This window comes from Streptomyces sp. SCUT-3, from assembly GCF_014083985.1.
GTDB lineage: Bacteria > Actinomycetota > Actinomycetes > Streptomycetales > Streptomycetaceae > Streptomyces_H > Streptomyces_H thermolineatus.
In genome coordinates this window covers 5,564,881-5,576,959 of sequence record NZ_CP046907.1, presented here as the reverse complement: position 1 = coordinate 5,576,959, position 12,079 = coordinate 5,564,881, and the positions used below count along the sequence as shown (strand labels likewise).

Sequence of the window (12,079 nt, the reverse complement as noted above, 5' to 3'; positions counted from 1 at the left end):
CGGCGGATCAGCCCTCGCCGTCGGCGGCGCCGCCGTCACGGCGGGACCCGGGAGCCTGCCCGGGGTCCTGCCCGGACCCCTGCCCGGGGTCCTGCCGGGGAGCCTGCCCGGAGTCCCGCTCCGGTCCCGCGCCCGCCTTCCCGGCGGGCGCGGGGACCTGTGCCGGTGACTGTGCCGGTGACTGCGCCGGCGTCTCCGTCCGCGCGGCCGCGGCCTGCACCGCGGCGGCCCGCGCGCCCTGGCGGCGGCCCCGCCTGAGGCCGATGCAGTAGGCGAGCACGCCCGCGCCCAGGGCCGCCTGGAGCGCGAACAGTCCCGACTCCACCTCTCCGGAGGGGGGTTCGTACAGCGGGCCGAACCAGGGTTCGTAGCCGGGGTCCAGCTCGGTGACGGCCGCCTCGGCCTCGCCGTCGGCGCCGGCGAACGGCTCCTCCTTGTGGTCGCCCAGTCCCAGCGCCAGCGGTGCGGCGGCCAGGAGGAGGACGGCGAGCAGGATCAGCAGGTTGACGCGGGTGTCGCGCTTCACCGGGCCACCGTCCCTTCCGCGTCCGTCGTGTCCTCGCGGCCGGTCGTGTCGAGGCGGGCGAGTTCGCCGCGGCCGGACTGGCCCAGCAGGCGGACGACGAGCACCGTCAGCAGGCCCTCGCTGACGGCCAGCGGGACCTGGGTGACGGCGAAGATGCCGCCGAACTTGGCCAGTGCTCCGGCGAAACCGGTCGCCGGGTCGGGGAAGGCCAGGGCCAGCTGCGCGCTGGTGACGCAGTAGGTGGTCAGGTCGGCGGTGAAGGCCGCGGCGAAGACGGCGGGCATCAGGGAGCCGCGCAGCGCGCGGACGGCGCGGTAGGCGGCGTAGCCGGCCCACGGGCCGACGACGGCCATGGAGAAGACGTTGGCGCCGAGCGTGGTCAGGCCGCCGTGGGCGAGCAGCAGGGCCTGGAAGAGCAGGGTGACGGTGCCCAGCACCGCCATCACCGGGGGCCTGAACAGGACCGCCCCCAGTCCCGTGCCGGTGGGGTGCGAGCAACTGCCCGTCACCGAGGGGATCTTCAGCGCGGACAGGACGAAGACGAACGCACCGGAGGCACCCAGCATCAGGGTGCTGCCGGGGTTTTCGCGGACCTCGCGGGTCAGGGCACGGGCCCCGTGGACGACGAACGGGGCGGCTGCGGCGCTCCAGGCGACCGCGTGCAGTGGGGGCAGATAGCCCTCGGCGATGTGCATGGCTGGACGGACCCTCTCCAACACCTCGTGGATGGACGGACACGCCTCGGCCGGTCTCCTGGCTGACGGGTCGACGCCTCCGTTCCGCCTTCCCGGGAGGCCGCGCCTGCGCGCGCTTTCCCAGTGGCTCCCCGTGCGGGGGTGGAGCGGATGCTTCCCGATCACAGTGGCGAGGGCCGCACCGGTTTCTCACCGGCTTCCCGAACACCAAGGCACAGTGACCCTAGTTCCCCCCGTGTCGTGCTCACAAGGCGGCCCTTCTCACAAGGCGGCCCCTTCCGGTCCGGCATGCGGACGGCCGGGCCCGTCCGCCCGGCCGTCCCGCGGCGGCAGTGCGGTCCCCGCCGCTCCTGCCCTGCGGCCCCCGCGGCGGCGGATGATATGCAGGCGTGCATGAACTCATTCGTCACGGCGAGCGTGACCGACGGCACGGGGCACCTGCTCCTCGACCGGCCCGCGGCGCTCAATGCACTGGATCTGTCCATGGTCCGCGCCATCCACTCCGCCCTGCTGGACTGGCGCGACGACCCCGCCGTGGGCGCCGTGGTGGTGAGCAGCTCCTCCCCCAAGGCGTTCTGCGCGGGCGGCGACATAAGGGCGGTGCGGGAGGGGGTGCTGTCCGGGGACCGCGAGGCCGTGCGGGCCTTCTTCACCGAGGAGTACCGCCTGAACCGGCTGATCGCCGAGTACCCCAAGCCGTACGTCGCGGTCGTCGACGGGTTCGCCATGGGCGGCGGCCTGGGGATCTCCGTGCACGGGTCGGCCCGGGTGGTGACCGAGCGCGCCTCCTTCGCGATGCCCGAGACCCGCATCGGCTTCTTCCCCGACATTGGGGCCAGCCACTTCCTGCCCCGGCTGCCCGGCGGCACCGGCATGTACCTGGGGCTGACCGGCGCCCGGATCTCGGCCGGTGCGGCCGTGGAGTGCGGCCTGGCCACGCACTTCGTGCCCTCCGCGGACCTGCCCGCGCTGGAGCGGGACCTGTTCGGCGGGGGCGGGCGGGACGTCGCCGGGGCCCTGGCCGCGCACGCGCGGCCCGCGCCCTCCTCGGAACTGACCGCCCACCGGGAGCAGATCGACCACTGCTTCGGCGCCGCCTCCCTGGAGGAGGTCCTCGGACGGCTGGAGGCCGACGGCGGCGAGTGGGCCCTGGAGGTGCTGGCGGAGCTGCGGCGCGCCTCCCCCACCGCCCTGGCCGTCACCTTCGAGCTGCTGCGCCGCGGGGCGCGGTCCACGCTCGCCGAGTGCCTGGAGCGCGAACTGCGCCTGGGCGAGGCGCTGACGCGGGAGCCGGACTTCGCCGAGGGGGTGCGCGCCGTGCTGGTCGACAAGGACCACTCCCCGGCATGGGCGCCCGCCGGCCCGGGGACGGCGGCCCGCCTGCTGGGCGGCTGACCCGCGTCACCCCCGTTCCGGGGGCGCTGTGCGACGCGGTGCGTGCGGCGGCGGGCCGGTCCTGCCGCCGCACGCGCCCTCCACGCCCCAGCAGCCCCGGGGGCGGGGAACCCGCGGGACGGGGAGCCAGCGGGGCGGGGCCCCGGGCTCCGTCCGCAGCCGCGAGGGCCGTGCCGCGTCCGGTGCGTCAGCTGTCGAAGTCCAGGACGACGTCCTCCGAGACCGGCGTGGACTGGCAGGTCAGGACGTACCCGGCGTCGACCTCGGCCTTCTCGAGGGCGAAGTTGCGGTGCATGCGCACCTCCCCGTCGACGACCAGCGCGCGGCAGGTGCCGCACACCCCGCCCTTGCAGGCGAACGGCATGTCGGGACGCATCCGCTGGGCCCCGTCCAGCACGGTGCGGTCGCGCGGGACGTCGGTCCGCGTGGTGCGGCCGTCGAGGACGACGGTGACCCGGCTGACGGGGCCGTCCGGGGTCGCGTCCTCGTGCCGTGCCGGGGCCGGCGGTTCGTCCTCGCCCGCGTGGAACAGCTCCTGGTGGACCCTGGCGTCGGGGACCCCGAGCCCGGCCAGCACCCGGCGCGCGTCCTGGACCATGCCGTGCGGCCCGCACAGCCACCAGTGGCCGGCGGACTCCACGTCCACCAGCGCGGCGACCAGCGCGGCGAGACGGTCGGCGTCCAGGCGGCCGGAGAGCAGTTCGGCCTCGCGCGGCTCGCGGGAGAGGACGTGGGCGAGCTGGAACCGCCCGGGGAAGCTGTCCTTGAGGTCGGCCAGTTCATCGGCGAACATCACCGTGGAGGTGCGGCGGTTGCCGTAGAAGAGGGTGACGCGCGAGTCCGGGTGGGCCCGCAGCACCGAGGCGGCGATGGAGAGCATCGGGGTGATGCCCGAGCCCGCGGCGACCAGCACGTGGTGGGCGGGCTCGTGCAGGTCGGGGGTGAAGACCCCGGCCGGCGGCAGCACCTCCAGCACGTCGCCGGGCCGCACCTGCTCGACCAGCCAGGAGGAGAACAGGCCGCCGGGGACCACCCGCACCCCGATGCGCGGCGCGCCGCCGGCCGGGGAGCAGATGGAGTACGAGCGGCGCTCGTCGCGGCCGTCGACGGTCCGGCGCAGGGTCAGCGACTGCCCGGGGGCGAAGGCGTACGCCTCGGCCAGCTCCTCCGGGACCTCGAACTCCACGGCCGCCGCGTCGTCGCACAGCCTGGTCACCGAGGCGACCCGCAGGGGGTGGAAGACCGCGGCGGCGCGGCGGCGCGCCGGCACGGAACCGCGCGCCGGGGCGGGGCCGCTCACCGGGGCGGGGCTGCTCGCCGGGACGGGGGCGGTGACCATCAGATCTCCTTGACGTGCTCGAACGGCTCGCGGCAGGCGCGGCAGCGGCGCAGCGCCTTGCACGCGGTGGCGGAGAACCGCGAGGTCTCCTCGGTGTCCGCGGAGCCGCAGCGCGGGCAGGGGACGGCCCGGCGGACGGGCGACAGTTCCAGGGGGACGGGCCCGGACGTCCGGCGCGGGGCGGGGCCGGGGGGCGCGATGCCGGCCTCGGCGAGCTTGCGGCGGCCGTCCGGGGTGATCAGGTCGGTGGACCAGGGCGGGTCGAGGACGGTGCGGATGCGGACCTCGGCGAACCCGGCGGCGTGCAGGCGGGCGGCCAGGTCGGCGCGCATCTCGGCCATGGCGGGGCAGCCGGAGTAGGTGGGGGTCAGGCTCGCGGTGACCGTGCCGTCGGGTGCGACCTCCACCCCGCGCAGCACGCCGAGGTCGGCGAGGGTGAGCTGGGGCAGTTCGGGGTCGGGGACGGACTCCGCCGCCCGCCGCGCGCGCACGGCCGCCTCGTCGGGCGCCGCCCCGCCGGGCGCCGCCCCGGCGGGGGGCGGGGGGACGGGCCGCAGGCGGGTCACCACGTCGCCTCCGGGTGGGCGCGGGCCACGCTCTGCATCTCGTCCAGCAGCGGGGCCAGGTACTCGGAGTGCGCCCCCAGGCGTCCGGCGGGCTCACCGGGCAGCAGCGGCCCGGGGTCGCGCAGGCCGGCCGCGTCCAGCACCTGCCGCATGACGGCCTCGAACTCCTCGTTCACCGCGGCCGGGTCGGCGCCGAAGCCCTCGTCGACGGCCCGCCGTTCGGTAGCGGAGACGGCGAGCAGTTCGCCCAGGCGGGGCCAGAGGGCGTCGACCGCCTCCTGCATGCGGCGGTGGGACTCGTCCGTGCCGTCGCCCAGCCGCACCACCCACTGCGCCGCGTACTCGCGGTGGTAGGCGAGTTCGCTGACGCCCTTGGCCGCGACGGCGGCCAGCACCGGGTCGGCGGAGCCGGTGAGCCGGCCGAACAGGGCCAGGCGCCAGGCGGACAGGGCCAGCAGGCGCGCGGTGGAGTGGGCGAAGTCCCCGTTGGGGAGCTCGGCGAGCAGCACGTTGCGGAATTCGGGCGCGTCCCGGAAGTAGGCGAGCCGGTCCTCGTCGCGGCCCGATCCGTCGGCCTGGCCGGCCCTGGTCAGCAGCAGGCGCGCCTGGCCGAGGAGGTCCAGGCCGATGTTGGCCAGGGCCACCTCCTCCTCCAGTTCGGGGGCGTGGGTGCACCACTGGGCCAGTCGCTGCGCCAGCACCAGGGCGTCGTCGCCCAGGGCCAGGCAGTAGGCGGCCAGGGCCGCGCCGTCCGCCCCCGGGGGGAGCGCGGTGTCGACGCCGTGCAGCGGGTCGGTGAACCCGGTGCCGAACGCCCAGCGGTCGTCCCCCTCGGGCGCGGTGTCGGCCGGGGGGAGGTGGAGGTGGTCCTCGGTGGTCATCTCGGCTCCCGCTCAGATGTGGGGGACGTCGTCGGGGATGTCGTAGAAGGTGGGGTGCCGGTAGACCTTGTCACCGCTGGGCTCGAAGAACGGGTCCTTCTCGTCGGGGGCGGACGCGGCGATCGCGTCCGAGCGCACCACCCATATGCTCACGCCCTCGTTGCGACGGGTGTAGACGTCGCGGGCGTGGGTGAGGGCCATCCGGTCGTCGGCCGCGTGCAGCGAACCGACGTGCACGTGGTTCAGGCCCCTCTTGCCGCGCACGAACACCTCGTACAGCGGCCACTCGTTCCTCATGCTGCCTGCTCCTTGCCTGCGCGTCGGCTGCGTTCGGCCTGCTTGGCGGCGTGGGCGGCGGCCGCCTCGCGCACCCAGGCCCCGTCCTCGTGGGCGGCGCGGCGCCTCTCGACCCGCTCCGCGTTGCAGGGGCCGCCGCCGGAGATGACCCTCTTGAGCTCGTCCCAGTCGGGGGTGCCGAAGTCGTGGTGGCCGCGCTCCTCGTTCCAGCGCAGCTCGGGGTCGGGGAGGGTGACGCCGAGCTTCTCCGCCTGGGGCACCGTCATGTCGACGAAGCGCTGCCGCAGTTCGTCGTTGGTGTGGCGCTTGATCCGCCAGGCCATGGACTGCGCGGTGTTGGGCGAGTCCGCGTCGGGCGGGCCGAACATCATCAGCGAGGGCCACCACCAGCGGTCCACCGCGTCCTGCACCATCTCCCGCTGGGCCTGCGTGCCGCGCATCATCGTCATCAGCAGCTCGTAGCCCTGGCGCTGGTGGAAGGACTCCTCCTTGCACACGCGCACCATGGCTCGGGCGTAGGGCCCGTAGGAGCTGCGGCACAACGGCACCTGGTTGCAGATGGCCGCGCCGTCCACCAGCCAGCCGATCACGCCGACGTCGGCGAAGCTCAGGGTGGGGTAGTTGAAGATCGACGAGTACTTCTGGCGGCCGTCGACCAGGCGCTCGGTCAGGTCCTGCCGGTCGGCGCCGAGGGTCTCGGCGGCCGAGTACAGGTACAGGCCGTGGCCGGCCTCGTCCTGCACCTTGGCCAGCAGGACCGCCTTGCGGCGCAGGGAGGGGGCCCGGGTGATCCAGGCGCCCTCGGGCTGCATGCCGATGATCTCCGAGTGGGCGTGCTGGGCGATCTGCCGGACCAGGGTCCTGCGGTAGCCGTCGGGCATCCAGTCCCGGGGCTCGATCCGCTGCTCCCGGGCGAGGGTCGCCTCGAAGTGCTCCTCGGCCGCGGCCCGCGCCGGGTCCTGCGCGGGCGCGGGGTCCGGGGCGTTGGCCGCCCCGGGGGCCGGGGTCCGGCCGTCCGTCCGGCCCGGTGTCCGTGCGGGCATCGCTGCCTCCTGTGTGCTCACCGTCGGTTCCCCGTTCCCGTCACTGCCGGCCGGCCGGGTCGGCGTGGCGGCGGGACTGGAGGGTGAAGAAGCGGCCCGCCACGAACGCCGGGTCGGTCAGCGCGGCGCCGGCCGCCGGGTTGGCGGGGGTGCCGTGGAAGTCGCTGAAGGCCGCGGTCTGGTTGACGAAGACCGCGCCGTGCAGGTTCTCCGACAGGTGCACGCCGGCGTCCAGCGCGGCCTCCTCGGCGGCGGCCAGCACCTCCTCGGAGGTGGAGTAGACCGAGGCGGTCATCGCCCCGTGCTCGCGCACCGTCTCGCGGAAGATCTCCAGGCTGCGGCCGGTGGAGTCGGTGCCGATGACGAAGGAGACCGGGCCGAACCACTCGCGGGTGTAGGTGTCGCGGTCGGCGTCCGGGTCGAGCCGGGCCACCAGCGGGGTGCGCAGCACGGCGTCGGGGTACTCGGGGTGCTCGACGGGCGCGGAGGGGCGGACCGTGCGGCCCAGCGAGGCGGCCTTGTCGAGGCGGTCGCGCACGCCGTCGTTGACGATGGCGCCCAGGGTGCCGGCGGCGCGCGCCGGGTCGCCGAGGAGTTTGTCCAGGGCCTGCCCGAGGTCGGCGGCGAACTCGTCGGCGGTCTTCGTGCCCCGGTCGGTGGGGAAGCCGTCGCGCGGGACGAGGATGTTCTGCGGGGTGGTGCACATCTGGCCGCTGTACAGGGACAGCGAGAAGGCGAGGTTGCGCAGCATCCCGGCGTAGTCGTCGGTGGAGTCCACCACGACCGTGTTCAGTCCGGCCTTCTCGGTGTACACCGCGGCCTGGCGGGCGTTGGCCTCCAGCCACTCGCCGAAGGCGGTGGAGCCGGTGAAGTCCACGATGCGCACGTCCGGGTGGACGGCGTACTCGGCCGCGGTGCGCTCCTCGGGCGCCTCGGTGGCCAGGATCACCAGGTTCGGGTCGAACCCGGCCTCGGCCAGCACCTCGCGGGCGATGCGCACGCTGATCGCCAGCGGCAGCACGGCGCCGGCGTGCGGCTTGACGACCACCGGGTTGCCGGTGACCAGGGAGGCGAAGATCCCCGGGTAGCCGTTCCAGGTGGGGAAGGTGTTGCAGGCGACGGTGAGGGCCGTTCCGCGTCCGACCGGGGTGAACTTCTTGTCCATGACCAGCGGGTCGCCCTTGCGCTGCGGCTTGGTCCAGCGGGCGGTGGCCGGGTGGCGCAGCTGCTCCTGCCAGGCGTAGGCCACGGCCTCCATGCCGCGGTCCTGGGCGTGCGGGCCGCCGGCCTGGAAGGCCATGACGAAGGGCTGCCCGGTGGTGTGGTGCACGGCGTGGGCGATCTCGAAGGAGGCGGCGTTGATCCGGTGCAGGATCTCGGCGGCTACGCCGGCGCGGGTGTCGGGGCCGGCGTCGCGCCAGGCGCGGGTGGCGGCCTTCGCCGCGGCGAGCGCCTCGTCGACGCCGACGCGCGGGTAGGTCACGCCCAGCGGGAAGCCGTAGGGGGACTTCTCCCCCGGGTCGACCGTCCCGCTGCCGGGGTGGCCGTCCAGGACGAACGGGCGGTCCAGCTGCGCGCGGAACGCCTCCTCGCCGCGCTTGGGCGCCTCCTCGCCGTAGACCGAGGTGCTCGGGCTCTCCGGGAAGGGGCTCCAGTAGTCGCGTTCCACGGCCGCCCGGGCGGCCCGGTCGAGGACCTCGCGGTGCCGCTCGAAGAGGTCGGTGCGGGTGGACACGTGTTCCGGCATGCAGATCACTCCCAGGGATACCGGTGCGGCGGCAGGCCGTACCGGGGCCGGCCCGACCGACCCGCCACCAAGGTAACCGACCATTCGGTCGGGGCTCAAGAGGTGCGGGCGTCCGGGCGTCGGCCGTCACCCCGCGGCGGCACCCCGCACGGCCGTCCGGACGGCCCCCGCACCGCCGCGCGGGGCGCCGCCCTCAGTCGGCCGCGAGGTCCTCCGGGGACGACCGGGCGAGGTCGGCGAGGGTGGCCAGCGCCCGGGAGAGGACGTCGGCGGGAGGCGAGGCCAGGCCCAGGCGGACGGCCTCCGGGACGCGCCGGCGGCCGACGGAGAACGCCGCCGCCGGTGTCACCGCGATGCCGTGCCGCGCGGCCGCGGCGACGAAGGTGTCGGCGCGCCAGGGGCGGGGCAGCTCCCACCACAGGTGGTACGAGCAGGGAGCGCTCCGCGTCGCGAAGTCTCCGAGGTGGCGGCGGGCGATCTCCTGCCGCACCCCGGCCTCCCGCCGCTTGGCCTCCACGAGCGCCTGCACGGTGCCGTCCGCCTGCCACCGGCACATCGCCTCCAGCGGGAACCGCGCGGAGGCCCAGCCCCCCGAGCGCAGCGACGCGGCGACGCCGCCCGCGAGGGACTCGGGAGCCACCACGAGCCCGGCGGACAGTCCCGGGGCCAGCCTCTTGGACAGGCTGTCCACGAGGACCGTCCGCTCGGGCGCGCGCTCCGCGAGGGGCGGCAGGTCGTCCCGGAGGAAGCTCCAGACGGCGTCCTCGACCGCGTGGATCCCCGTCCTCAGCAGCACGTCGGCCAGCCGGTCCAGCCGCTCCCCGGGCATGGTGAGCGACAGCGGGTTGTGCAGCACCGGCTGGACGTAGACGGCATGCAGCGGGTCGGCCCGGTGGGCCTCCTCGACGGCCTCGGGGACCAGCCCGGCCTCGTCCACGGCCAGCGGCACGAGGGTGACGCCGATCCGGGCGGCGATCGCCTTGAGCACCGGGTAGGTCAGTTCCTCGACGCCCAGCCGCGCACCCGGCCTCGCCAGGGCGGCGACCACGGCCGCGATCGCCTGCCGGCCGCTCCCGGCGAACAGCACCCGCGCCGGGTCGGGACGCCAGCCGCCGCGGGCCAGCAGGCCGGCCGCCGCGTCGCGCGCGGCGGGGGTGCCGGCCGGGCCGACCGGCCGCAGCGCGGACTCCAGGGCGTCCGGGCGCAGCAGCCCGCCGAGTCCGGCCGCGAGCAGCCCGGCCTGGCCGGGCGCCACCGGGTGGTTGAGCTCCAGGTCGACCCGGCCGTCCGCCGGCTCGGACAGGGCGGGGACGGGGGCGGTCGCGCCGGAGGCGGCGCGCACGAAGGTGCCGCGGCCCACCTCCCCGACGGTGAGGCCCCGTCGGGCGAGCTCCCGGTAGACGCGAATGGCCGTGGAGTTGGCGATGCCGTGCTGCCGGGCGAAGTCCCGCTGCGGGGGCAGCCGGTCGCCCGCCCTGAGCCGGCCCGCCCTGATGTCCTCGGCCACCGCGTCGGCGACGCTGCGGTAGTCCTTCACGGCCCTCTCCTTCCGAGGCGCCCGGTGCCCCCTGCGCACCGGCACCCCCTGCGTGCCCCGCATGCCCCGCATGCCCTGTGTGCCTCGTGTGCCGGTATCGAAGCACAGAATTGCACCGAGTTCAATGTTCCTCATTGAACCGAGCAAATGACCGACCTAGACTCGCGATTGCCCCGAAGGCCGCTGGCCGGCCCGTCCGGCCTGCGCCGGACCGCGCCGACCCGCACCGGCCCGCGCCGACCCGCACGGCCGGAGGAACAATCCGCCAGGAAGGAAACCTCAGTCGGATGAAGGCCGCACCGCACCCGTCACCGGTCCGCACCACCGCTCCCCCGCCACCGCACCGGCCCGGCCGGAGGGCGGCGGGCGGCCGTGGTTGAGGCGAGCGGGGTGCTGGGGGTGGCTGCGGTCGCCCTGGGGATGGTGCTCACCCCCGGACCGAACATGGTCTACCTCGTGTCCCGGAGCATCACCCAGGGGCGGCGCGCCGGGGTGGTGTCCCTCGCCGGTGTCGCCCTGGGGTTCGCGGTCTACCTGCTGGCCACGAACCTCGGCCTGTCGGTCGTGTTCGTCGCGGTGCCCGAGCTGTACACCGCCGTGAAACTGGCCGGCGCGGCCTACCTCGGGTACCTGGCCTGGAACGCCCTGAGGCCCGGGGGCCCCTCCGTCTTCGCGCCCCGGGACGTCCCGCACGACACCCCGCGCCGACTGTTCACGACGGGCCTGACGACGAATCTGCTGAACCCGAAGATCGCCGTCATGTACCTCTCCCTGATCCCGCAGTTCGTCGACCCGGGGGCGGGGCACGTACTGCTCCAGGGCCTCGTGCTGGGCTCCGTCCAGATCGCGGTGGCCCTCACCGTCAACCTGGCCCTCGTGCTGGCGGCCGGAACCGTCTCCGTCTTCCTCGCCCGCCGCCCCTCCTGGCTGAGGGTCCAGCGTTTCCTGATGGGAACGGCGCTCGGCGCGCTGGCCGTCTCGCTGGCCGTCGACACCTCGCTGCCGTCCGGCACGGGGTGATCCCGGGACCGCGCCGGCCCCGCGCCGCCGGCGCCCGCGGAAGCGTGCGGGCGGTGCGGCGGGGCGGGGCCGGCGGTTCTCCGGGCTGCGTCCGTCAGTCGCGCTGGGCGCCCGCGGGGAGCTTGCGCAGCTGCATGGTGCTCGCGGTGTTGGTGCCGTAGGCGTAGTCCAGCATCCTCGCCGCACTGGTGTAGCGGTTGGCGTCGTTGAGGATGACGCCGACGACGGTGCGGCCGTTGCGGGTGGCGGAGAAGATCAGGCAGGGGCCCGCGACGCTCCCCGTGCCGGTCTTGACGCCGTTGGCGCCGCTGTACGACCCCAGGAGCTTGTTGGTGTTGTACCAGGTGTACGTGCGGCCGTTGGTCGCCTTCTGCACCGTCTTGGCGGACTTGACGACGGTGCGGATGTTCGTCGACTTGAGCGCGTACCGGGTGAGCTTGGCGGCGTCGCGGGGGGTCGTGTAGTTGTACCCGGTCTGCGAGATGCCGTCGAAGGAGTCGTACTTGGTGTTGGTCATGCCCAGCGCCGCGGCCTTGGCGTTCATCTTCTTGATGAACGAGGCGGTGCGCGCCTTGACGGTGCTGCCGGTGCCGACGGTGTCGGCGAGGGCGTAGGCCGCGTCGCAGCCCGAGGGCAGCATCATGGCGTAGAGCAGCTGGCGGACCGTCAGCTTGTCGCCGGTCTTCAGGTCCGCGGTGGAGGCGCCCTTCTCGGCGACGTACGTGCGGTACGTCGACTTGACGGTGACCAGGCGGTCGAGGTCGATGCCGCTGCTGACCACGACGGCGGCGGTCATCACCTTGGTGGTGCTGGCCATCTGCCGCTTGGTGTCGGCGCTCTTGCTCCACAGCGTCTTGTTGGCCGTGTTGTCGAGCAGGAACGCGCCCTTGGCGGTGATGCCCGAAGGGCCGGTGGCGGCCTGGGCCGGCGTGGCGGACGCGGGGACCGCGACCGCCAGCACGGCTCCGGCGAGGGCGAGCGCGCACGCTCTGCGGCGGCCTATCGCCCCGGTGGGTCTGGTTCTCAAGGAATG

Annotated in this window: 12 protein-coding genes and 1 riboswitch; of the genes, 2 read left to right on the top strand and 10 right to left on the bottom strand. The window is 74.9% G+C overall.

Annotation, left to right across the window (positions count from 1 at the left end):
* Positions 1 to 7 precede the first annotated feature (7 nt).
* Both GQS52_RS24590 and GQS52_RS24585 read right to left on the bottom strand, forming a co-directional pair.
* A complete protein-coding gene (locus tag GQS52_RS24590; RefSeq protein ID WP_182315631.1) occupies positions 8 to 526 on the bottom strand; it encodes an energy-coupling factor ABC transporter substrate-binding protein in 519 nt (172 codons plus the stop codon).
* A complete protein-coding gene (locus tag GQS52_RS24585; protein WP_182315630.1) occupies positions 523 to 1,221 on the bottom strand; it encodes an energy-coupling factor ABC transporter permease in 699 nt (232 codons plus the stop codon). Before GQS52_RS24585 ends, GQS52_RS24590 begins: the two co-directional genes overlap by 4 nt.
* A 30-nt stretch (positions 1,222 to 1,251) precedes the next feature.
* Positions 1,252 to 1,448, bottom strand: a riboswitch (cobalamin riboswitch).
* A gap of 166 nt (positions 1,449 to 1,614) precedes the next feature.
* Here GQS52_RS24585 and GQS52_RS24580 point away from each other — a divergent pair.
* A complete protein-coding gene (locus tag GQS52_RS24580) occupies positions 1,615 to 2,616 on the top strand; it encodes an enoyl-CoA hydratase/isomerase family protein (protein WP_182315629.1) in 1,002 nt (333 codons plus the stop codon).
* Positions 2,617 to 2,803: 187 nt separating this feature from the next.
* On the opposite strand, the gene paaE is transcribed toward GQS52_RS24580, so the two are convergent.
* The 7 genes from paaE to GQS52_RS24545 form a co-directional block, all read right to left on the bottom strand.
* Entirely contained in the window at positions 2,804 to 3,955 is a 1,152-nt protein-coding gene (gene paaE, locus GQS52_RS24575) for a 1,2-phenylacetyl-CoA epoxidase subunit PaaE (protein ID WP_182315628.1), read from the bottom strand.
* On the bottom strand, positions 3,955 to 4,446 hold the full coding sequence (gene paaD / locus GQS52_RS24570; RefSeq protein ID WP_259371192.1) for a 1,2-phenylacetyl-CoA epoxidase subunit PaaD: 492 nt from the start codon (positions 4,444 to 4,446) through the stop codon (positions 3,955 to 3,957). The genes paaE and paaD overlap by 1 nt, the downstream gene beginning before the upstream one ends.
* Positions 4,447 to 4,517: 71 nt before the next feature.
* Positions 4,518 to 5,402, bottom strand: coding sequence for a 1,2-phenylacetyl-CoA epoxidase subunit PaaC (gene paaC, locus GQS52_RS24565; RefSeq protein ID WP_182315627.1), 885 nt, complete (start codon positions 5,400 to 5,402; stop codon positions 4,518 to 4,520).
* Between the two features lie 12 nt (positions 5,403 to 5,414).
* The gene (gene paaB / locus GQS52_RS24560; protein ID WP_182315625.1) at positions 5,415 to 5,699 is read right to left on the bottom strand and encodes a 1,2-phenylacetyl-CoA epoxidase subunit PaaB; all 285 of its coding nucleotides are present in this window, start codon (positions 5,697 to 5,699) and stop codon (positions 5,415 to 5,417) included.
* Positions 5,696 to 6,742 (bottom strand): 1,2-phenylacetyl-CoA epoxidase subunit PaaA, encoded by a 1,047-nt coding sequence (paaA, locus tag GQS52_RS24555; RefSeq protein WP_182315623.1) that lies wholly within the window; start codon positions 6,740 to 6,742, stop codon positions 5,696 to 5,698. Before paaA ends, paaB begins: the two co-directional genes overlap by 4 nt.
* A gap of 40 nt (positions 6,743 to 6,782) precedes the next feature.
* Entirely contained in the window at positions 6,783 to 8,489 is a 1,707-nt protein-coding gene (gene paaN, locus GQS52_RS24550) for a phenylacetic acid degradation protein PaaN (protein WP_182315621.1), read from the bottom strand.
* A gap of 193 nt (positions 8,490 to 8,682) precedes the next feature.
* Positions 8,683 to 10,026 (bottom strand): PLP-dependent aminotransferase family protein, encoded by a 1,344-nt coding sequence (locus tag GQS52_RS24545; protein WP_182315619.1) that lies wholly within the window; start codon positions 10,024 to 10,026, stop codon positions 8,683 to 8,685.
* 372 nt (positions 10,027 to 10,398) lie between these two features.
* On the opposite strand from GQS52_RS24545, the gene GQS52_RS24540 reads away from it, so the two are divergent.
* Complete coding sequence (locus GQS52_RS24540; protein ID WP_182315617.1) at positions 10,399 to 11,046, top strand: LysE family translocator; 648 nt, start codon at positions 10,399 to 10,401, stop codon at positions 11,044 to 11,046.
* A 94-nt stretch (positions 11,047 to 11,140) separates the two neighbouring features.
* Here the strand turns inward: GQS52_RS24540 and GQS52_RS24535 are convergent, their stop codons facing one another.
* On the bottom strand, positions 11,141 to 12,007 hold the full coding sequence (locus tag GQS52_RS24535) for a serine hydrolase (RefSeq protein WP_259371191.1): 867 nt from the start codon (positions 12,005 to 12,007) through the stop codon (positions 11,141 to 11,143).
* Positions 12,008 to 12,079: the final 72 nt, after the last annotated feature.